Raw genomic sequence first — 22,181 nt, forward strand, 5'->3', positions numbered from 1 at the left:
CCCAGCGGCACGCAGAGCACCACCTACACCTACGACTCGATGGGCCGTGTGCATACCGCGGTCTCCGGTGTCGCCACCCAGGGCTTCGCCTACAACAGCCTGGGCTTGCTCACGGGCGAGAGCCTGCAGGTGAGCGGTTTCAGCTGGGCCATCGGCTACGGCTACGACGCCTATGGCCATCGGTCCACCGTCAGCTACCCGGCTGGTACCGGCACCAGCGAAAGCGTGAGCTACGCGCCGGACCCCTGGGGTCGTGCCACGCAGGTCAGCAGTTATGCCACCGGCATCAGCTATTTCCCCAACGGCCAGGTCGCCGGCTTCACCTACGGCAACGGCCGCCTGTACGCCTCCCAGCAGAACACCCGCCTGCTCACCAGCAACTTCAGCGACGGCACGAGCAGTGCGGCGGACGTGCAGGAGGCGCTGGCCTACGACGCCGACGGCAACATCACCACGGTGACCGACCCCAGCGGCCTGCGTACCAAGAGCTTCGGCTACGACGCCCTGAACCGCCTGACCAGCGCCACCGCCGCCAACCTCTACCCCGGCGGCCCGGAAAGCTACACCTACGACCCGATCAACAACCTGCGCACGCGCCTGACGCAAGGCCAGACGCTCACCTACAACTACGACACCACCAACAAGCTGACGAGCATCACGCAAGGGTCGACCTCGATCGCCAGCTTCACCTACAACCCGCAGGGCGACACCACCGGCAACAACACCGCCACCCTGAGCTTCGACGCCAAGCATCAGCTGACCAATTACCCGGGCGTGGAAAGCTACAGCTACGACGCTGCAGGACGCCGCGTGGTGAAGCAGCCGGCCAGCGGCTCGCCGACGTACTACTTCTACAACCAGGCCGGCCAGCTGATGTACCAGTACGCCCCGGGCACGGCCACCACCAGCAACTTCATCTACCTGGGGACCCGCCTGGTCGCCCAGCACGACCACGTGCAACTGAGCGCGCCCGGTGCCATCAGCTTCGGCACCAACCCCACCGCCGGCAGTTCGACCGTGAGCTGGGGCAGCTCGCCTGCCGCCACCAGCTACACCCTGCAGCAGAGCAGCAACGGCGGTAGCACATGGAGCACGGTCTACAGTGGCAGTGCCACCAGCACGACAGTCTCCGGCCTTGCCGCCGGCGGCTATACCTACCAAGTGCAGGCCTGCATCGGCAGCAACTGCAGCGGCTGGACGACCTCGGGCACCCTCGGTGTGTGGCCCGCCATCCCGACGGTCACCGTGCCCACGGGCACGATCAACGGACCCTACACGGTGAGCTGGAGCGCAGCGACCGGGGCCACGGGTTATACCGTGCAGGAAAGCCTCAACGGGGGCGCCTGGACCACGATCGCCACCAACACCACGGCGACGTCGATCGGCCGTCCGGGCACCACTACGGGCAGCTACACCTATCACGTGGAATCCAGCGACGCCTACGGCACGGCGGGATGGAGTGCGACCTCGGCCGCGGTGAGCGTGAACACGGCTTACGGCGTGGTGCCCGCCCCGGTGCCCACCTTGACCGTGCCGGCGAGCAGCAGCACAGGCAGCGCCACGGTGAGCTGGACCGCAGCATCGCCCGTGACGGGTTACACCCTGCAGCAGAGCAGCAACGGCGGCAGCACCTGGACGACGGCGTACAGCGGCACGGCCACCAGCGCGGCCCTGACCGGGCTGGCCAACGGCAGCTACACCTACCAGGTGCAGGCCTGCAACAACACCGGCGGGAACTCCGTGTGCACGGCCTGGGCCACCGGCGGCACCCTGGTGGTGACCCATCCGCCGGCCAGTGCACCCACGCTTACCGTGCCGGCGAGCAGCACCACGGGCAGTTACACCGTGAGCTGGGGCAGCGTGGCCACGGCCACCAGCTACACCTTGCAGATGAGCAGCAACGGCGGCAGCACCTGGAGCACGGCCTATAGCGGCAGTGCCACGAGCTGGGGTGCCAGCGGCCAGGGCAACGGCAGCTACGTGTACCGCGTGGAAGCCTGCAATGTGGGCGGCTGCAGCGCCTGGAGCAGCACCGGCACGACGACCGTGCTGTTGCCGCCGGCCAGCGCCCCGAGCCTGAGCGTGCCGGCGAGCAACACCACCGGTAGCTACACCGTCAGTTGGGGCACCGTGAGCACGGCCACCAGCTACACGCTGCAGCTCAGCATCGACAGCGGCGGCTGGAGCACGGTGCAGTCGACGAGTGCGACGAGCTGGGGCGCCAGCGGCCAGGCCACCGGCACCTACGGCTACCGCGTGCAGGCGTGCAATGCGAGCGGTTGCGGGCCGTGGAGCGGCACCGGCACCATCAATGTCCTATTGCCGCCGGGCAGCGCGCCGAGCCTGAGCGTACCGGCAAGCAGCAGCAACGGCAGTTACACCGTGAGCTGGGGCTCGGTGGCGACGGCCTCGAGCTACAACCTGCAGGAGAATGCCAACAGCGCTGGCTGGAGCACGGTGCAGTCGAGTAGCGCGACGAGCTGGAGCACCAGCGGTCGTGGCAATGGCAGCTACACGTACCAGGTGCAGGCGTGCAATGCGAGTGGGTGCGGGCCGTGGAGCAGTGCCGGTACGGTTGAAGTGGCGCTGGTTCCTGCCACGCCAACACTCACGGTGAAACAAACCCCTGGCGCGAGCGGGCACATAATTGCATCGCTCACCTGGACCGCCGAGCCCAATGCAACAACATACGTGGTGCAAGAGGAGGCTGGCGCCATCATCACGCAGATGTATTCGGGATCCAGCACGACATGGTCGGGCGGCTATACCGGCGCCTTGCGCTCCTTCCGAGTGGAGGCCTGCAATAGCTCTGGGTGTTCACCTTGGACCAATTGGGATTAGTAGTGCCGACGATGATGAGGTCGTCGTCACTCGTGCATGTCTATATGCATCAGGCCGCGCCAATGTCACTAGCCTGTCCGTGATACGGCCATGACTATCGAGAAAGGACACACCATGAAGATCAGTCAGCGCGTCATTCGCTCCCTGTGCCTGTTCGGCCTTTGGTTGGGCCTGGGGCTGCAAGCCCATGCGCAGACGGACACGGTGACCTATGTTTATACCGATCCGCAGGGCACACCGCTGGTAAAGGCAGATGCTTCGGGCAACGTCATCGCACGGTATGACTACACGCCGTATGGCAACTCGATCACGTCGTTGGGAGCGGCGCCGAATGGGCCGGGCTATACCGGGCATGTGAACGACCCCGAGACAGGATTAGTGTACATGCAGGCACGGTACTATCAGCCGACAGGGCGATTTTTGAGCCCAGATTCGATTGGGCCGGCGCCGGGCAATGTTTACAATTTTAATCGATATGATTATGCGAGCAATAATCCAATTAAATTTACAGATCCAAACGGAATGTGTTCTAAATCAGATTCATCGACGATTTGCATCGAGACAAGCATCACGGCGAACTCTTCTGGCGCCAATGTCAAACTCACGCAATCAGATGAAGTATTTGCCGCGTCGCGTTCAACTAGAATGGCGATGGCTACACACGGGCAAGGCCAGGAAAAAATCAAAGCTATAACATCGGATAAGTCAGGGAATGACACTCTGACTGATATGGGCAATGCAACAGCCTCATCAAGTTACAAAGGAAATAATGCTGGCGGCGACCTGCCGAGTGGAGCGCATGCAGTGATACACTCCCATGTTCATGACTCTATGGCGGATCAACCTGGACTCGGCGATTCACAGCCCCCCGTGATTGCCCACGTGCCCAATGTGACCGTGAGCGGTGACGGACGCCGAGAAGGCGTTCATGAGATTGAAAATGGAAAAGTTCAATTTCGCATGATTCAAGGACAAATGACGCCAACTGAGCAGAAGGAAATTTTGAACAACCTTAATCAGGCTCAAGAAATATACAATTCGACTAATTGATGGATTGAGGTTCTTGCAGGAGGAGTGAGAATATGAGACACCTAATCATTTTGGCGACTTCTCTACTCATGGCATATGGTTGCCTTGGCAAAGAAGCCATACCCGCTGTCACTCCCGGAAACTTGAACGCAAATAAGAATCTTTTCGACAAGAAGGAGGTTTCGGTTAAGGGAATTCTGTTATATGAAACAGAAAACACTGCCTTATGGGATGTTGATGGAAATTACCCCAACGGAAGCCCCTATCACTGCATCACTGTCTTGAGCTCAAGTGATCAATCCACACATTTATCCTCTTTAAATCATAAATTAGTTGTGATTACAGGGATTTTCTCGAAAAATTTCATGAAGCCTAATGGTATTATTCTTGGGGCATGTAACGTGACGGGAATCAATGTCATCTCTGCACGCCCGGCTGGAGTTGGGAACTGATTAATTAGACGCCGGCCGGTGTAGCGGCAACGCCAAATTCGGTGTCTTATACCAACTGGGCCTGGGTGTCGAGCTTGTCCACGGTGAGCAGTGCGACCAGTTACAACACCCAACGGACCAATACCGGGAAGAACGTCGTGCCGCACGTATGTTGTTGGAGTGCAGGTGTGCAATGCATCGGGATGCTCGGGCTGGATGAACTCGGGGGCCGTGACGGTGTATTGCAACGAAACGGCGGTAGCGGCCAAGTCCAATAGCGTGCAGTCATTAATCGTCAAGTGCAACAAACAGAGGGCAAACTGATATCGCTAGAGAGCATGCGCTGGTAGTTCAGGACAGGTTCGCACGTTTCCCGTGCGGAGTATCGGGCAGTCGTGAAGTGACGGAGGACGTTCGCCATGTCAATCGCACAGCGGATCCGCATATCGGCGCTCGTGACATCGTTGGTGTTTTTCCTGTCCGCGCCGGCCATGGCGCTGAGCGTGTCTCCGACGCCAGCCGAGATCGCCCAGGCGAAGTCCATCTTCACGGATGCGCGAAGCGTCTCCGCCAGAGATGCCGGCCGCCTGTGGGGCCTCCTGCTCTACGGCCGGATGTTGCTGGTGATCCCTGCTACGCGAGCGGTTATCGCCAACCAGGCAGATCCCCGGCACCTGCTCCGGCCTACGGATGGGGTCTATGTCGGTATGCTGCCCGGGGACGTGGTCCTTTCCGATGCACCAACGGAATGGGAGGGCGTGCGCTGGACGCAGCTGAGATTGCCGGCCCTGCCGCAGGATGCTATGACGCGCTCGATCACCTTGGCGCACGAGATGTTCCACCGCATCCAGCCAGAGTTGCATCTGGCGGCGAACGCCACCGCAAACCCGCAACTTGACACCGAGCAGGGCCGGTTGTGGCTGCAGCTGGAGTGGCGCGCACTCGCTGCTGCCCTGATCAAATCAGGCGATGCGCAGACCCAGGCCATTCGTGACGCATTGGCTTTCCGCGACCATCGCCACAAGCTGTTCGCCGGCTCGGCTGCGACGGAAGCCGCCATGGAGATCGTGGAAGGTACTGCCCAGTACACCGGCATCGCGGTCGCGGAGCCGGATGTCGCAGCGGCGCGCTGGCGGGCGGTGGCCGACCTGGTCCATCCCGATACCGAGATTTCCTTCTCGCGTATTTCCGCCTTCATGTCAGGACCGGCCTATGGCCTCCTGCTGGACGAACGCATGCCCAGATGGCACAAGATGCTGAACGAGCATTCCGATCTCGGCGCAATGCTGGCATCGACGCTGCACGGTGTCGCGAATGAATCGGCCGAGTCACGTGCTGCGGCTTACGGCGCAAGCGGCTTGCGCATGGTGTTGGCGGATCGCGCCGCCCGCGAACAAGCCAAGCAGGCGCAATACCGTGCTGCCCTGGTCGATGGGCCAATACTCTCGCTGATCGCGCTGGGACGTTTCAATTTCAACCCCAGCACCGCGGTGGCGGTGGGCGCGGACGGTATGGTCTACAGCACATTCCACGCCATCGCACGGTGGGGCACCCTGGATGTGAGCACGGGCGACGTGCTGGTGTCGTCGGACTTCAGCCGCGCCGCGTTGTCCGCGCCGACGGCGACCAAGGGCACACATCTCGAAGGCAAGGGCTGGACCATCGATCTGGCACCGGGCTGGTCTGTCGCGCCGGCGCCGAAGCCCGGGAACTACGTGCTGGTGCAGCGTCCCCACTGACGTCAGCACTCCTTCGGTACGTTTACGGAATCGGTGCGTACTACCGCTCCCAATCTCCTCCTGATTTACCAAACTTATGGAGCGGTTAATGCGCAAACAGGCGGAGTGAACCTTCATTCACAGGATGGGCCTCCCCCTGGGCGTCGAAAGCCCCTCTACATCGGATGCGCGCCTAGAAGTTTGATTGCCCATGCAAATTGGGCAGAACCGACACGGCTAATGTCCGGATTAGCGTTGGCTTATAGAATGAGTTCGGTTGGATCGAGGCGGTGGCTGCCTCGCGATTATGCAAGAACGATCCTGTAGCTCTTCGCCATCAGCATGATCGTCACGGGCCTGGTCGACGCGACCGCTAAGCAGGACGAAGCCGGGTCTATCGGAACGGGAATAAGCGCCCACGACAATGAGGCTGTGCTTTGCCATCGAGTCACCTGCTCGCAAGGACGCTGCCAGTGATTTGAATGGATCAATTGGCAGCGTTTCACCAGCGACCCATCGTGCCCAATATGCATGACCTCTCGGCGGTAGGAGGGAAGCGAGTGGGCGCCATTGTCCGTCGATGGCCGGCAGCAGACGCAGCAACGTCGCATGTACGTCGGGTCGAATGCAATCGACATGGATATGCAGTTGGTCCTGCGACCGATCCATCGTGGAATTCACCACGAGGCTTAGGGCATCACGCGGCTGTATCGCATGCAATGCTGCCTCCACGTAAAGGCGCGCAGTCCATGCAGCAGCGAAATAATTGGGCGAGTTGGGTACCTGTAACGCAGGGCTCTCGATGCCGGTGATGCGCGTAAGAGGCAGAACTAGATATTGGTAGCGCCCGGCTTGATCTTTCAGCACGGCGTAACCGGTGACATCCCAAGGCCTTGTGACATCGACCTCCATACATGGAAGGGGAGGGAAGCGGCTTTGGGCAAAAGAAGGCACGCATTCGTTGTGGACCAGCGTCCAGAGTCTGCTCCGATCCTCAGCATGTTGATGGGCTCGAGGTGGCAGAGCGGCACCTTTGGCACCATCAGGCACAACTACCCATCCCATGACCAGCAGCCAACTGCTGAGCCAACCCAGTCGCTTGGCCATGCGCATGCTGCAAATGATGCCTAACAGAATGGAGTTCAATGCAACCAAGTCGTCTGAATCACGGCAGCGAATGGACGGTCGGGAAAGTCTACGGGCTAAATCTCTGTTTAGCACCATCTATGTCGTCAACTACGAACGCGACGAATGCTTGCCGATTGTCGAAGAGGCTCGGAAAACGCTGTTCGGAGATCACAAACCTGCAGATGTGGTGCTTGGCGTAGCGTCGCTGTCCCCGGGCCACCTGATCGAGGTTGATGCGATCACGGTCGTTGGTTGACTGCTGCTTACCCCTAGCGAACGATGTAGCCTTCATTGCTTCGATACCGGCAGGTATTTTGCAAACCAGTCCAACGAGCGCTGCAGGATGTCGCGCATGTGCCTGGGATCGACAAAGTCGTGGCCTTCGTCTGGGTATACGACTAGTTGGGCAGGTACGCCCAGCGTGCGAAGTGCGTGCCAGTACTCGAACGACTGTGGTGCGGGGCACTCCTCGTCGCGATCGCCGACGACAATCAGCGTGGGTGTCCTGACCTGTTTGACGTAGTTGATTGCCGAGCTTTTCGCGTAGGCGGCCGGGTTATCGTACAGCGAGGCACCGAAGTAGGGGATCATCCATTGATCGATGCGGTTCTCACCGTAGTAACTCTGCCAATCGGACAGACCGGCACCGGCCACCGCGGCGCGAAAACGGTGCGTCTGGGTCGGTGCAAACATACTCATGAAGCCACCGTAGCTCCAGCCAGAGAGGCCGAGACGGTGATCGTCCACCGGTGCCATTTTTTCCACCGCGTCGATGCCCGCGAGGATGTCACGCAAATCGCCGTAACCGAAGTTACTGCGGTTGGCCTGCACAAAAGTCTCACCTTGGCCGAAGCTACCGCGTGGGTTGGGCATGAACTGAAAGTAGTCGCTGACTGCGTACATCTCATTCATGGTGGGCCATCGCGACAATACCCCCCACGCGGGGCCACCGTGCACATTGACGATCATTGGGTAGGTCTTGTGCGGGTCGTAGTCGGCGGGATAGAGCAGCCAACCCTGTACGTTGCGGCCTTCGCTCTTCCATTCCACCGACGTTGCGTTGCCCCAGACCGGCTTGACCCATTTGTTGATCGCGGTCACCGCGGGCGGTGGCGTGTGAATCAGACGACCAGCATGCACCTCGGGAGCACTTTCATAGGAGCTTTGTGCGAAGGCGACCCGCGTGCGGTCGGTAGATAGCGACACCCCCAGCACTGCGTTGCCGTCACCAATCATCGCGGGCAAGGTGAAATACGGTGTCTGCGCCGTGGCGGAGCTGCTGTGTATGTCATAGGTGACCAGTTGCACCTTGCCCTTTGCATTCTGGCTGACTATCAGCGCATCGCTGCCCTTCCATACAAACCATTCCGGCGTCACGGTGATGCCTGGCGTGAGATTGCTCGCGATACCCCCTGACGCAGGCACGCTGTAGAGGTCGCCTCCGTTGGAGCCCTGACCGCTCATCAGGCCGCCGATGAAGGCAATCCGCGAGCCGTCCGGTGACCAGCGCGGCAGCGCCACCTGCAAACCGTGCAGCGAGCCCTGTGCGATAGACGGATCGATCGCAACATTCGGTTCCATGTCATGGCGCACACCTTGCGTGTACAACTTCGCGACCCACCAGTTGTTGTCACCCGGCGGTGGCGCGGCTGTGTAGGCAATGCTCGCGCCGTCCGGCGACCAGTCAAATTCATAGGCATATAGCGTCGCAGGCGTCAGTATGTTCACCACGCCGGTTGACACGTCTAGGCTGGCAACGCGCTGCACGTCCTCGTTGCCCTCGCCGATCACGCCCACCTGTGCGTTGCCCGCCGCCGTGGCGCTGGCATGACGGGTGGCCCCTGGCACATAGAGGAAGCCGAGCGACTTGCCATCCTTCGTCCACGCGAGAGCCGAAGCGTTACCGGTCAGTTCCGCCAAGCGGTGCGGCATACCCGCGTCGGCGATGTCGGCGAGATAAACGTCGTTGTGGATCGCCTTCGTGTCGGTGATGTCGTGACCGCAGTCGGCAATGAAAGCCAGTCCGCGCGAATCCGGCGACCACGCAAAATCGCTCTTGGCGCATTCGGACAGCCTCGTGCTCATCTTTAGCGCGTGTGCATGGCTGCCATCTGCATCGGCCAACTCGATTACCGTCTTACCCATGGCGGCTTCGGTCCACATCAAGTGGGCGCCATTTGGCGACAAAGCTACCGCGCCAATTTGATGCACCTGATTCAATGTCACCAGCAACTGTGTGATGCGCGCGTCGGTACCTTGTGCAGCGGCCTGCGTATCTGCATGAACCGAGGGAACAGCGGTGGCTGCCAGCAACGGAAGCAGGAGATAAGCCGGTTTCAGCATGGAATTGCCTCAATGCGAGCGGGGGACTTGCACCTCACCGCATCGGATCGAAGGGGTGCAAGTGCTAAAGGCTTGTTCAGGCAAGTTGTTGCCATAACATGGCTCCCTATGGGTTAAGACGTCGTACGCTTAAGAAAGTGGTGCTCCGTTCTATTTAAAGGTCGTCGCAGTATTTTGCGATCATTAGACCGGCCGGCTGATGTCATTTTTCCTCCGTGACGGTCATCACTCCTATGCTGGCAACAGGCGCCATCTATGAACCGACTTGCCAGAATATGTATTACGATTCGCGAGGCAGCCGTTGGTTTGTTTTGCTAGGTTCGGGCTACCGGATGTGCGAAGCAATAGAAAAGGCGGGAGAGTGAGCAGCGCTACGCGTTGGTCGGGCGAAGCGGGGCGCAGTAGCAGCAAATACAAGGGGAACGGGGGCAGCATGCGTCACTGGATCAGAGGCGCCGCCATCGGGGTGGGGGTCATAGCCTCTGCTTCCGTCGCTGTGCCGCAGAGGAACAGCGCACAGACGGGGCAAGGGCCATGCAGATAGGATCGAAGGTAGGAGCCCTTCTGTGCCAGGCCGCTGTGGCTGTGATTTACCTGATCGCTTTGCTGCTTTTTCGCCAGATATTGATCCCACATTGGATCGTCCTGACCGGGTTTCACCTCGCGGTGCTCATGCTTGCACCGTACCGGTACTGGCCAGCACTTTTTGTTGGTGAAACTCTCCACTTGGCTTATGTCAGCCTCTCGTGCCTCGATCAATTCGGCCTAACTTGGGCCGTAGTGAACACCATCCCCTCGATTACGTACGAGGCCCCGGTCGTCTGGTGGTTCCGCGAGCGCCGACAGCTCTTCCCAGCGAAGGGTGCGGTGAACATGGCGGCTTTTGTTTCTTGTGCGTTGACGATCGCCGCGATCGCCACCATAGAAACCATTCTCCAGCTGCAGCTCACGCCGCTTCCACCGGGCTACATCATCCATTACAGCCAGGTGATTGCACGGCTGATGCTGGGCAATTTCATGGGCGTGTTGACGGTTGCACCGTTTGCGTTGGTATTACACCAGGGGTTTGCCGAGGCGCAACGTGCTGGCGGGCATTGGTTGCATGACACCCTCGATACCCCTCTGTTCCTGGAAAGTATGTTCGTTGTCTTACCCATTTTGTGCTTCCTTGGCTGGATCGGTCACAGCGATCATCATGCGCGTGGCGCTGCGCAGATAGCCATGTTCCTTCCGGTAGTCATTCTCGCGCTCCGACACGGATGGCGAGGTGCGGCGACTGCCGGCACGATGGCGAGTATTGGGATCGTCCTGCTGATGCCGGCGACGAATGATCACGCCACCTTGCAGGCCGAAACCTTGGTGGCGCTGGCTATTTCCACCATGCTCTTGGTTGGCGCACGCTTGACCCACTTGAATCACTGCGCGCAGCAGGAACGTTGGGACTCGCATATGGCCATGGCATTGGCACAGCGGAACATTGCGATGGGTGAGGCTCAATTGCGTGAGACTGCCCAGTCCTTGGATCAATTGCGTGATTCCATCAACGGTGTGTTCAACCTGATGCTGAGGCGGTTACGCCATCTGCAGCCGGTCGCGAACGATGATGGCTATCGACGGCAGGCTCAGAAAGCCCAGGAACAGTTCTATCTGCTGGCCGACAGCCTTAGTCCTTCCATGCTGTGTGACCGTGGCCTGCCGGACGCCCTGGTTCAAGGTGCAGTACCGCGTGCGCTAGTCAGCGCAGGAATGAAATACTGGTGCGACATCCGAGGCCCCGTCTGTCTCGTGCCGCAACCGATGGCTATGGCGGTCTATCGTGTCGTGTGCGAAGCCGTCGCTGAGGCTTGCCTTACTCGGGAGCCTTCAGATGTCCTGGTGAAGATCCGATGCGGCATCTCGCATCGCGCGTGGCTGGTGGTGATGGTAGAAACGCGTCGGGACCCCATCCGGTCCCTGCATGTGGCTTGGGATCTGTTGTTGCAACAGCTCCAGTCGAGCACCACGGGCCTGGGTCGGAAAGCCATTGAAGATCGTGCGGCCACCTTCGGGGGCAAGGTGCGTGAGCGCCCGATACACGATGGGCGTCGCGTCATCGTTTCTTTCCAGGGCGAAAACCACCCCAACGCTTGAGAGCGTCGGGGTGGTTGGGATCAATTACGGCCCAGTTACGCCCTTGATGTTGCAGTCGATCGGATCACACGTGGTCTGTGCCACCGCGGCGTTTAAACTCAGCGTGCCGTTGTTCAATGCCGTAACAGTCACAGTGGTCTGGCCATCGTTGTAAACCGTAGCCGGTGCAGCTGTAGGCACGGCAGTAGTCGAGATGATGGCGGGCTGGCTCGGCGTCGTCACCTGCTGTGCAAAGAGGCCGATGGGCAAGGTAATGAACTGGCCGCCCGCAGCGCCGACGCTACCCAGTACATTGCCGTTGACGTCGTTGACCTGGATGTATTGGACGCCTCCCATGGCGAAGACATACACATGGAAATTCGGATTGGTGCTGAAGTCCTGGGCATTCGGCCACGCTTTACCGAGTCCGGTCGTCGCGGGCGTGGCAGCCAAAGCAGTTCCAGCAGCGCAGGTGAGTGACAGTGCGAGTACAACACGTGATAGCAGACGCATAAAACCCCCTTTGGGTTGGTGGAGACGGAGTCCTTAGTCCGAACCCGAAATCTATCACTGGGCAGTGATACAGGGGCTCACAATTTTGACGGAGAGCTTTTCAAGCAAGCGCGGACCAGTAAACACCGGTATTAATGTCATCCCTCACACCTCTCGGTCACCACTGGCAATGCCCGCTTTCGATCCAAAGCAGCCATCACCGACATGTGCAAACACAAGGACACCTATGACTACTGGCATCCGTAGGCCTCAGGTTTGTGTGCTGGGAAGTGCGGAGCCTGGATCCAGGGCATACGATCTGGCAGGAGACGCGGGGCAACTGCTCGCCCAGTTGGGAATCACCGTGGTCAGCGGATACGGCAATCCTGCGACCCGCATATCGGCGCAGCGCGCTCAGGCTACTGACGGGCTGGGCGCCAGCATCATCATGGACGCCGATATGCCGCCACCGGACTAGCCGGCAACGGTCGTCATATCGGTGTGGAATGGGCGATGCAAGAAATTGGATCATGGCGCTCGCCGGTGACGCGTGCATTGTCATCGAGCCCGTGCCGGCACGATCTCGGAGGTTTCCTTGCCTGGCTTCATCACCAGCCCCTGTTGTCCCTCATGGGTTGTGGCGGTTGGTCCGATGGGTTGCTGCAGAATCCGCCAGACAAAAGACAAAATTCGCCCATCCTGCCGTGGAGCTCTGTGGCGGCGCTTGAGCATCAACTCAACGCGCTTGGCCTGGTGAAGCCTGACAAAGGGCTGGCTGCCGCGACTAAATGAAGATGTCCGCTTTCGACCCGAAGCGAACATCCCGGGGGGCGCAACGTATGGTTATCAATACACATAGGGACACAAACAAATGACGCTCGAATGCATCAACCCTAAGGATCTGCCTACTCCGCAGACGTATTCTCAAGTCGTCGTCGCAACGGGTACGAGGTGGGTATTCGTTGCCGGTCAGGAGCCCGAAGACGTCCATGGAAATCTCGTCGGTCGAGGTGATTTGGCGACGCAGGCTCACCAAGTATTCGCCAATCTGGGCCGAGCTCTTACAGCGGTAGGTGCTGTTCCCAAACAAGTAGCCAAAATTACGATCTACGTCGTCAACTACGATCGCGACGAACACTTGCCGATCATCGAAGCGGCTCGGGTGACAGTGTTCGGAGATCACAAGCCAGTCGACACGCTGCTGGGAGTTGCGACGCTATCTCCCGGCTACCTGATAGAGGTCGATGCGATAGCGATCATCGATGGTTGAGATCAACTTGGTCGCAGTTGTTGAAGAGCGCGATTTGGCATTGTTATCGAGCGTGTGGAAGATGTCCGCTTTCGACCCGAAGCGGACATTGGACGTAACACATGAGGAGAGTGTGTTGGGGCGAACGATTCGTTTAGCCGTACAGAAGAAACCATGATGGCGATGTCTGATCTATTGGGAACGATTGCGTTTTCTTCGTTTGGCTTATGGTGGGTCCTTGCGCCCAATAGCGTCATACGCTTTTACGGCTTGTTTAAGGCTATGGCTCCAAAGAAGACTCCTGGTAGCTGGCCTCCTAGGCCAACAGCAATACGTGTTGCAGGCGCGCTCTGGGTGATTCTGGTGGTTACGACAACATATTTTAATACTCATTCTTAGGATGTCCGCTTTCGACCCATAGCGGACCTTGCGAAAAAAGGCATCGGAGAGACGCATGCAGCTGTCGATAGTACCCCGCGCAGGACTAGCGCTCGTTTTAGTAGGTATCAGTGGCTGCACATCTATCAGTGTCACGGCAAGCAAGCCAGGTGAGGTGTTGGTTTGCGATGGCACCTGGCAGCAAGACACTATGTTTGGCCATGGCTCTGCCAAGCAAAGCATCCTCGTTTATCCGAATCCCGACGCGACGAAGATTCGGGTGAAAAGGGCTGGCCGAGTGGAGGGGGTCTGCATCAGTCACGAAGGCGCCACCTGCAAGGCTTCCCTCAAGGGCAACATGCTAGTCGTGACCTCTACCTTTCCGAATTGGCTCGGGACACAAACTTTTACCTTCGACGCTCACACGGCGCATATGACTTTTGGTGACGGCGGGCTCGATGGCGGCGAAGTATTTTCGGGCACTTGTCGCCGCAAAGATGACTGATTTCGCTTAGGTCGGTGGCATGCCCGCTTTCGGCCCGAAGCGGACATGGATGGAGTGATGCATCTTGAACGTAATTGCTATGCACAGGGCGATGACCACTGAGGAGGAGAATCTCCTTCGATGGCTGTTGAGCAATGGTATTGAATCTGCCAAGACCTACTTGCCACAGGTCGATCTGGTGCGCGTGTCACCTCGAAGGTGCCGATGTGGCTGTGCGAGCTTCGATCTGGTAATTCCGGGACGGCCTCCAGCCAAAGGCGGCATGGGTATTCTTTCGGATTTCGTATTCGGAGAAGGTGGTGAGCTGAGCGGCATCTTTGTTTTTGAGCGCGACGGAGATCTTGCCGGGGTCGAGGTATGTGGCTACTCAGGGGATGCTCCAAAATCACTACCATCTGTGGATGCGCTTAGACCGCACTAAGGTCCGCTTTCGACCCAAAGCGGACGTAACAGCTATGCTCAATCCAGCTCTAATCTGAGCAGATTCCACGGGGGAGATATGTTCAGGATTTGCCTTCTGCTTCTTCTAATCGCAGCGCCTGCTGCCTTTGCTAGTGATGCGGCATTTGCCAATGCCAAGGCATTGGCTGACCGCGATGAAGGGGCACTATCAGGGGAGCAGCAGCAGGCGTTGGCTCAGTCTCAGGCCCCGGTGGTCCAGGCTGCGCTGTCATCTTGTCTGGGTGCCAACGGACCAAAACCATTCTCTTTTGTCGTCGTGGTTGAGCTGGACTCGACTGGAGAGGTCATGAGGACTTGGCGAAGCGATGATTCGAAGATGGCTGACTGCTTCCAGCGCACAGCGTCGAAGGCGAAGTTGTTCACGCCGCCGAAAAGTCCGTTCTACTCGTCTTTCGAAATGAATCTGCCCGCGAGTGCGATCAGCCAGTAGACGGCTTATCCGGCGAAAGTCAGAACGTCCACTATCGACCCATAGAAGACGCTGTGAGCGACAGGACACCGTAGACTTGGGGACAACGGAGATAGAGTCCAGTGGAAACAGTGTTCCTCGTCCAGCACAGCCGCGTTCTTCCAAGCGGCACCGAAGACGTGAAGATTATCGGTGTCTACCGCACGCTCGATACCGCCAAAGCGGCTATCCAGCGCCTAGAGACGCAACCGGGATTCGCCAAGCATCCCAACATCATTGATCCGGGCGTCGCGGCTGAGGAAAGCGGCTTCTACATTGGTGAGTACGAGCTGGATAGAGATCACTGGGTTGATGGATTCGTTACCTTGGCTGGCGATCGGGAAGTCTGACTGGCGGCAAGATCCGCTTTCGACCCGAAGCGGACAGTCGGAGACCGGTACAGGATGCGTGTAGTAGGTAGTGGAGCCTCATGATGAAATCACTTCTTCGATCAATATTCGTACTGGCCAGTCTCTTCGCTTCTACTACGGCAAGCAGCAACGATATTTCCGGCCAGTGGACGCTTTCTGTTGAGAATCCCGAACACCATGTCGTCGCCACCCTCAAGGTGGAGTTTACGAACGAGAAAGCAGCCTCTTGCATAGGAGGCGTCTGGAAGGTCTTGAAGGTGGTTTCAGCGACGACACGGGACAAGGATTTCTTCCCAGTGTCAGATCCACTTTCATATCGAGTTGAGGGTAAGCAACTGACGATTGGTCGCAACGAGGTTTGTGATGCGTATCTTTGGCTGCAAGGCCCGCTCGGAGAGGCTTCGGTGAGGGGCGACTACTTCCGTCTGGGGCTTGGAGGAACAGCGCCACTTGGGTACTTCAACTTGAGTCAGGCCAAGTGACTGCGGAGCCAGCCATTCATTCAAGCCAGCATCAGTTCGCAGCGCTGCTAAGGTGGGCATTGAGTGTCTGCTTTCGACCCATAGCGGACATCGTGGAAACAGGGGGCGATCATGATGAATCGTTGGCTAGGCTTGGGCGCTCTGCTGCTATTAGCGGCGGCGTCTGCCTGTGCCTCACCCTTTAGTGGCAAGTTGGGAGACACGATGCCAGTAGGGGCCGCGTGCGATCACCTCAGAACTGTTGTCAGCAAGCAGCTCAGCGCGAAGCATGGCGACGATGAGTATCGTTGCGAAGAGGCACAGATGGGGCCAAAGGGTTACTACGTGTTCTCATTGCGCTCCAACTATCCCGCCCCAAAAGGGGCCGGGCCTGACTGGGTAGGGAGCGGACTGGTTGGCTGGTATGCAGTGCGGCAATCCGACGGGCAAGTTCGAGATTGGAACATCGCAAATTTCACGCTAGGGATGGTGATAAAGTAACTCGGGCTGATTGCCGCTGAATGTCCGCTTCCGACCCTGATCGGACCCAGAAAGGAAGGCCATTTAGGGCGAGGGAGGAAGTGTGGTCAATCCGGAAGTTGAAAACGTCATCAGCAAGCTGCGTGGCTGTCGCATTCTGTTTTACGTGACGTCGGCGCTAGGATTCTTGCTCGCGATTTGCATGAGTTCTTTTCTACTTGCCTGCGTGCGGGAGAATGCAATCCGACTCGCAGGGATGAATGCAGCAGGTGCGGTGGGCTTTCTATGGTGTATTCACATCTTCATCAGAGAAGACCGTGTTCTCTCTGGCGTCGTCGTTGAAGCTGGTGAATTGAACGAAACGCTGATCCTTACGACGATCTTCTCCAAGAAAGTCTCTTTGCGAAGACCGACTGTCGTTGCCTTGGGGCCAGAGTGGTTACGTAAACGGCGAGTGTGGCCGTTCTACTTTCTTAGCGGCGTCAACGCCATTCAATATGCAAGGCAGCCCTCAAAAATTGTGCAGGCATTGAAGATTGAAGGGGTCGATGGTTGCTTCTACTGGATCTATACGGATCCGACCAAGATTCCTGAATTTCTGAGAGGTGCGAAGGAAGGGGGAGCTCCCGGATCGATTGCATAATGTCCGCTTTCGACCCAAAGCAGACCTTGTTCGATGGCTCCATGAAACAGTTACTTGGAGGAGGCGAAAGCAAACGCTATGAGGTTTCCAACGCGTGGGGTTTTCCTTGTGGCTTGTATGGCGCTTATGAATAGTTCCTGGGCCGCTTCGGTTACGCCAAACGCGGCTGACACGGTGAAACGGCTCTATCATGACTACTCATGGGAGGCGGTCATGATCGTTGGGCCTGACCCTTGGATCGGCGATGCGCCAAAGGCCGCGCTTGATCATTATTTCAACGGTGATCTGGTCGCCATATGGCTTAAATCCCGGAAGTGTGGGGGCGATTGTGCCGTCGGCTGGATTGGCTACGATCCGCTCTGGGACAGCATGGATCCTTCTGGGTTTTCCGACGTGAGCGTTTGGGGCACGGATGATCCGCACATCGTTAAGGTCGAAATGACTGGGCCTTGCGTGCCGGGGAAGGCATGCAAGCCCGAGGGTAGCGGACGAGTTCGTCTGATCTATTTTTTGCGACCAACAGCGCTTGGTTGGCGCATCTCAGATATTCGGAGTGAGGTACACGGCTCATTGAAGGCCGCTCTCCTGAAGGTATCGAGCGAGCATTGAACTGTCCGCTTTCGACCCAGAGCGGACGCGAGGAGGGGCAATTGAGCAACCAGCGAAATCAATCGCCATACCGATGGCGGACCGCCGTCCGGCGGCGTCTGCCTTGGTTTCTGATTGACCTTGGTGTTGCCGACAAAGGAGAAGATTGCGAAAAGGCAGGAGGTAACCACGTTTGGTATAACCGGGACGACGTCAGCAGTGGCTGCTACCACTGCAAAGTCGTTCGAGCCAGCCGCTTGTGGGGTGAGAATTAGGTTTCTTAGATCTGCTTTCGACCCGGAGCGGACCTCAGGTAGAACTCTTAGTGGAGGCAGGAGGGAACGTGCCGCTCTATACGTATGTAGTGTCTTACCGGGGGGCTAGCCATGTTGCACAAGGAAGCCATAGCAATTTCAAGGGCTTTATTTCGACGTGGTGCAGCAACATTCCCTCTGGTGCGCTGCCCGATCTGACGCCAAGTCTTCACAAGGAGCTTGCGTCCAAGGCATATCAGGGCGACTTTGTGGCCGTCCCAAACAAGATGCATGTCTGGCGGAAGTCCATAGAGGTCGGTGGCAATGAGTGCTTGGTCGTCGCTGTGCAGACTGAACGCTAGGTATAAAAAGGGCCACTACGTCCGCTTTCGACCCAAAGCAGATATTAAGCAGGGCGATTAGCCTGTGTTATCGAGGGTGTGGAAGATGTCCGCTTTCGACCCGAAGCGGACATAGCCTCATGTAGCAACGTTGATCACGATGGCGGCAGCCTGATCACGGCCTATTGGTTCTGGTGGTCAACTTCGTCATTCCGCGTAATACTGTTGGACAGCAACTTGCTAAAAAGCGCGTTATGGCTGATCCGCAGTATTAATGCTCTTGATGTTGTATCGCGCGTGCCCAGGTACGGCCGATATACAAAGCCCGTTGCCGGCAAACATCGACCTTCACTATTTCAAGAATTCTGCCATCGACAAATCGGACAAGCAGGTTGTACAGGCGCCGTTGATCGGTCCTGAAGCTTACGGTGGCTTGTCCCGCGTACCCGCCCTGTAGGACTCCACCGAGGTTGAGGGGAGTCCATGCCGTCTGGCCCGAGGCGGAGGAATCGACTGCTGCAACGGAATCCTGCCCGTCGTTGATGATGTCGACATAGCACGTTTGGGATGCCGAGGCAGCACCGCTCATTGCCATGGCTGTCAGGAGCATGACGAATCGCTTGCGCATAATGTTCTCCTTTTTGCGGTGCGGCCGCGTCTTGCCAGCCGTACGCGGGACGCGACCGAGGGATGAGGGAAATGGGTGTGTCGTGCGCGCCGGATCAGCGTCATCACCGCGTTTGAGCATCATCCAGCGGATGCAACCGTCGATCAGTGCCTTGAAGACATAGACACGCCGCTCACTGGCTCGGTTGCAAAAAATTTTGAAGACCGGATTGCACCCAGCCGCGTCCAATGAAGACCTTCCTACATTCGCCGCCGGGCAATGACGTGAGCTGCTCCACCTTACCCCTGTTCCGGTTTGTTCTTAACGCCGCGGCTAATCACTAGTGCACGACCTCACACTGGGTGGGTATCTTCAGTGACTCACTGGGGTAATAGTGTTGAAATGTTGCCCTGGCGTGTCCACCCAACTCGCCAATACCTTCGCACCGTGAGGGCCTGCCGTGGTCTGATGCACAACACCGGCGGGCATCTGCCAAGTTTCGCCAACACGATAGGTCGTTGGTTCCCTGCCATCAATGCGCACTGTCACTTCCCCTTGCAACACGTAACAGACTTCAGGTCCTTTCGCCATTTGATGGGGTTTTGAAGTATTCGGTGGGAATTCAGCCAAGCCGAAACCGAGTTCGCGGTTCGTTTGCGGCACGGCGACTCTCTGGAAGACAACAGTCGGTTTGGCTGGCTTTGATTGAGCAATCCCGACACCCGGATTCATAACCACAAGGATTGCGATCACCATGCCCAATAAAACTCGTCTATTCATGACCCGCATTCCTCATCTACGTTAGTACGCCTACCCAGATTGACTACAGGCTTACCATTGGCTCTCGTTGACAGTATCGATGTTCGCTTCAGCGCTTATTGTCGAATTTTCAAACTGAGTAACAGATTTGATATAGCGGTGACGCAGCCAGTGATTGAGCGGGTCACCAACAAAGCGTGCTGCCGCCCAAGCGAATAGCACGGATAGTGCGAAAAATAGTGCCAACATAGGTAACTTGTGGTCAAAGGGCATAGACGCTTTTGGCACAAACTCAAGCATGATGCCAAGAACCAAAATGTGAAACAGATATAGTTCGTAGCTGTGTGAACCAACCCATGCCAATGGCGTTCCTAGCCGGCGCACAAACTTACCTATCGGAAGTTGCGATACTGCTATGAGAAAAACCGCAGTGGTGATGCCCAACAAGCTTGCACCAAGCGCTTCGTTGCCCGAGATGCCTCGCATATATACGTAGCCCATACCTATCAGAGCGAGCATGGCCAACAGCGCGCGAACGGAAGTTTTCCACTGCAAGCCTAGGCTAATCACAGCTGCGAGGCATCCATATGTCAGCATATCGACACAGGCCAGGTTCCCGTACATGAAAAACAGCTCGTTGTCTCTATATGCATTACGGTATATGGGTGCGATCGTCAAAAATATCGCCGCAAGGAAGATTAATTGCCATCGTCGCCGAAGCAAGAGCAATACTATTGGGTAGATGAGATAAAAAACTTCTTCTACTGATAATGACCAATAGATGTTCATTGCATAGTTGAAATAACCAACATTTTCCATCAAGATATTGTGCCAAAACGTTAGCACCGACAGATTGGCAATAATAAAGAAAGAGTTATTGAGGGGATTTTTGTGGGAAATGTTGGAGAATGACGCCAATCCGGCCAACCCAAGCACAGTAATGATTGCCAAAGCAAGCACCACCAATGGATAAAGCCTGAAGAGACGGAGCTTATAGAAGTGAGCCACATTGATTGCAGGCAGCGATCTATAGCGCGCCATGATGTTGGACGTGATAAGAAAGCCCGAGATCACGAAGAACATCGAAACACCGTAGTTGCCATTGTAGAAAATCGCGTGCAAGGTCGGTGATGCTATCCATTGGCGTAAAGGACTGGAAATCAGCCTATATGAAAGCGTGTAATGCAGCAGCATCACCAACATGATTGATATGCCACGCAGCATGTCAATGTAAAGGTTGCGACCCTCGCGCCCTTTTTGCAAAATGCTTTGTCCGTTCATGCCTTTGATATTCCATGAGGCTGGGTTGGCTTGCTATTCCACCGGTGAGTCTTTGTATCAGCAGCCCACAGCAATCCATACCATTCAACGCATCAGTGCAAGCGACTTCAGTTCGAAACCACGTAGGGTTGTCTGCATATGAATGTGCCAGTCTACGGCATTATGCTACTTCGCGAGGCCAGCACTCATGCGTTGTTTAGACAACTCCTCTTCGAAGTTTTTCTGAGCGTCAATCGCATATGCGCGACATTTGCCGGGATCGATCAGAGCATTAGCATCACCGTGCTCGCGCTTGGCCACGCGATCCCAGAAATCCACCATATCGGGGTGTGGTCCGAGTGCAATATCGCATCGTAATTTCGCTACCATCGCAAAGCTATAGCGGAAATCCTTGACGACATCTGGGTATTTAGGGTTGTCAATTAATTTAAAGCTGGGTGCTGAGAGACTTCCAATATCAACCATCTGCATGCAACGTGCATGCTCGCATGATGTCCAGCTCCATGTTGTGTTGCCTTTGGTGTGCCCCGGTGTCGAATATGCGGTTAGCAATAGATTGCCCAACTTCAGACTTTCGCCATTCGTTACCGAGCGCTCTACATTTACAGGCGGGAATGGAAATTCATTGTTGTATTCTGGGTCATCGTGACCGCCACGTTTAAGTAACGGGGTATCTGCGACGTTAGCGATCACCTGCGCTCCTGTGTCGCCGGCAAGCTGAGCTATACCGCCCGCGTGGTCACAATGCGCATGCGTATTTAGAATCCATTTAATGTCATGAAGCTTGACACCAAGCTTTTGGATATTCTCTTCGATTAGCGATGTGTGTTCCGCTATGCCGCCGTCGATTAGAACGTCACCGGCAGGGTCGGTGATAAGCAACACCGTAAGACCATGTGGCCCGACATACCATGTATTGCCATAGATCCGGAATGGCCTTTGTGGCATAATCCAGGATGAATCGTGCGCGCACGCAGAATATCCCGCAGTGTTTACTTGTATCGTCGCGCGTGGCTGCGCATATGCGCTTTGCGCGATCCAGCTGAAAACAACCATCACTGCAACTAACCATCGCATGTGCATGCTCTTTGGTGGTAGAGAATAAAAGATAGACGATGGTTATAACTTTTCGCGCACGAAATTATGGCGTTTTAGGGCTCATATCTGGCGTTTTTTAAGATTCAATAGGAAAGGTAACCCTTATAACAAGCGCCATCGCCTCGTAGGGGAAGCAGCGATTTCATCCTCGACTCTCCTTCATCT

The 22,181-nt window shown here is 57.0% G+C and carries 20 protein-coding genes; 14 read left to right on the forward strand and 6 right to left on the reverse strand.

From position 1 onward, the window contains the following. The 5 genes from IHE46_RS16525 to IHE46_RS17065 form a co-directional block, all read left to right on the forward strand. Positions 1-2,841: fibronectin type III domain-containing protein (locus IHE46_RS16525; RefSeq protein ID WP_192165993.1), on the forward strand; the 2,841-nt coding region annotated here is incomplete at its 5' end. A gap of 114 nt (positions 2,842-2,955) precedes the next feature. Continuing rightward, positions 2,956-3,891, forward strand: a complete 936-nt coding sequence (locus IHE46_RS16530) for an RHS repeat-associated core domain-containing protein (protein WP_192165996.1) — start codon at positions 2,956-2,958, stop codon at positions 3,889-3,891. 32 nt (positions 3,892-3,923) lie between these two features. Next, the gene (locus IHE46_RS16535) at positions 3,924-4,322 is read left to right on the forward strand and encodes a hypothetical protein (RefSeq protein ID WP_192165998.1); all 399 of its coding nucleotides are present in this window, start codon (positions 3,924-3,926) and stop codon (positions 4,320-4,322) included. Positions 4,323-4,720: 398 nt separating this feature from the next. Beyond that, on the forward strand, positions 4,721-6,040 hold the full coding sequence (locus tag IHE46_RS16540; protein ID WP_225563126.1) for a hypothetical protein: 1,320 nt from the start codon (positions 4,721-4,723) through the stop codon (positions 6,038-6,040). A gap of 1,042 nt (positions 6,041-7,082) precedes the next feature. Next, positions 7,083-7,403 (forward strand): RidA family protein, encoded by a 321-nt coding sequence (locus tag IHE46_RS17065; protein WP_225563130.1) that lies wholly within the window; start codon positions 7,083-7,085, stop codon positions 7,401-7,403. 32 nt (positions 7,404-7,435) lie between these two features. Here the strand turns inward: IHE46_RS17065 and IHE46_RS16555 are convergent, their stop codons facing one another. Further along, entirely contained in the window at positions 7,436-9,490 is a 2,055-nt protein-coding gene (locus IHE46_RS16555) for a S9 family peptidase (RefSeq protein WP_192166002.1), read from the reverse strand. Positions 9,491-10,024: 534 nt separating this feature from the next. On the opposite strand from IHE46_RS16555, the gene IHE46_RS16560 reads away from it, so the two are divergent. After that, positions 10,025-11,620: an MASE1 domain-containing protein gene (locus tag IHE46_RS16560; RefSeq protein WP_192166004.1), complete on the forward strand. Its 1,596-nt coding sequence runs from the start codon at positions 10,025-10,027 to the stop codon at positions 11,618-11,620. A gap of 24 nt (positions 11,621-11,644) precedes the next feature. Here the strand turns inward: IHE46_RS16560 and IHE46_RS16565 are convergent, their stop codons facing one another. Further along, the gene (locus IHE46_RS16565) at positions 11,645-12,052 is read right to left on the reverse strand and encodes a hypothetical protein (RefSeq protein WP_225563127.1); all 408 of its coding nucleotides are present in this window, start codon (positions 12,050-12,052) and stop codon (positions 11,645-11,647) included. Positions 12,053-12,962: 910 nt separating this feature from the next. On the opposite strand from IHE46_RS16565, the gene IHE46_RS16570 reads away from it, so the two are divergent. The 8 genes from IHE46_RS16570 (at position 12,963) to IHE46_RS16605 (ending at position 17,697) form a co-directional block, all read left to right on the forward strand. After that, positions 12,963-13,361 carry a RidA family protein gene (locus IHE46_RS16570; RefSeq protein ID WP_192166006.1) on the forward strand — a complete coding sequence of 133 codons (399 nt, stop codon included), beginning with the start codon at positions 12,963-12,965 and terminating at the stop codon, positions 13,359-13,361. 433 nt (positions 13,362-13,794) lie between these two features. Continuing rightward, on the forward strand, positions 13,795-14,223 hold the full coding sequence (locus IHE46_RS16575; protein ID WP_192166008.1) for a hypothetical protein: 429 nt from the start codon (positions 13,795-13,797) through the stop codon (positions 14,221-14,223). A 64-nt stretch (positions 14,224-14,287) separates the two neighbouring features. Further along, positions 14,288-14,644 (forward strand): hypothetical protein, encoded by a 357-nt coding sequence (locus IHE46_RS16580; protein ID WP_192166010.1) that lies wholly within the window; start codon positions 14,288-14,290, stop codon positions 14,642-14,644. Positions 14,645-14,722: 78 nt separating this feature from the next. Then, positions 14,723-15,115: a hypothetical protein gene (locus IHE46_RS16585; protein ID WP_192166012.1), complete on the forward strand. Its 393-nt coding sequence runs from the start codon at positions 14,723-14,725 to the stop codon at positions 15,113-15,115. A 101-nt stretch (positions 15,116-15,216) separates the two neighbouring features. Next, positions 15,217-15,483 (forward strand): serine kinase, encoded by a 267-nt coding sequence (locus IHE46_RS16590; protein WP_192166014.1) that lies wholly within the window; start codon positions 15,217-15,219, stop codon positions 15,481-15,483. Between the two features lie 83 nt (positions 15,484-15,566). Continuing rightward, positions 15,567-15,986, forward strand: a complete 420-nt coding sequence (locus tag IHE46_RS16595; protein ID WP_225563128.1) for a hypothetical protein — start codon at positions 15,567-15,569, stop codon at positions 15,984-15,986. A 562-nt stretch (positions 15,987-16,548) separates the two neighbouring features. Beyond that, positions 16,549-17,088 carry a hypothetical protein gene (locus IHE46_RS16600; protein WP_192166018.1) on the forward strand — a complete coding sequence of 180 codons (540 nt, stop codon included), beginning with the start codon at positions 16,549-16,551 and terminating at the stop codon, positions 17,086-17,088. A gap of 174 nt (positions 17,089-17,262) precedes the next feature. Then, positions 17,263-17,697, forward strand: coding sequence for a hypothetical protein (locus IHE46_RS16605; RefSeq protein ID WP_192166019.1), 435 nt, complete (start codon positions 17,263-17,265; stop codon positions 17,695-17,697). Between the two features lie 845 nt (positions 17,698-18,542). Here the strand turns inward: IHE46_RS16605 and IHE46_RS16610 are convergent. From IHE46_RS16610 to bla, 4 genes are all read right to left on the reverse strand, one after another. Further along, complete coding sequence (locus tag IHE46_RS16610) at positions 18,543-18,899, reverse strand: hypothetical protein (RefSeq protein ID WP_192166021.1); 357 nt, start codon at positions 18,897-18,899, stop codon at positions 18,543-18,545. A gap of 351 nt (positions 18,900-19,250) precedes the next feature. Next, on the reverse strand, positions 19,251-19,658 hold the full coding sequence (locus tag IHE46_RS16615) for a cupin domain-containing protein (RefSeq protein WP_192166023.1): 408 nt from the start codon (positions 19,656-19,658) through the stop codon (positions 19,251-19,253). A 51-nt stretch (positions 19,659-19,709) separates the two neighbouring features. Continuing rightward, positions 19,710-20,918: an acyltransferase gene (locus tag IHE46_RS16620; RefSeq protein ID WP_192166025.1), complete on the reverse strand. Its 1,209-nt coding sequence runs from the start codon at positions 20,916-20,918 to the stop codon at positions 19,710-19,712. Positions 20,919-21,083: 165 nt separating this feature from the next. Next, entirely contained in the window at positions 21,084-21,995 is a 912-nt protein-coding gene (gene bla / locus IHE46_RS16625; RefSeq protein ID WP_192166026.1) for a subclass B3 metallo-beta-lactamase, read from the reverse strand. Positions 21,996-22,181 lie beyond the last annotated feature (186 nt).

It is taken from the genome of Rhodanobacter sp. DHG33 (assembly GCF_014843005.1).
Lineage (GTDB): Bacteria > Pseudomonadota > Gammaproteobacteria > Xanthomonadales > Rhodanobacteraceae > Rhodanobacter_A.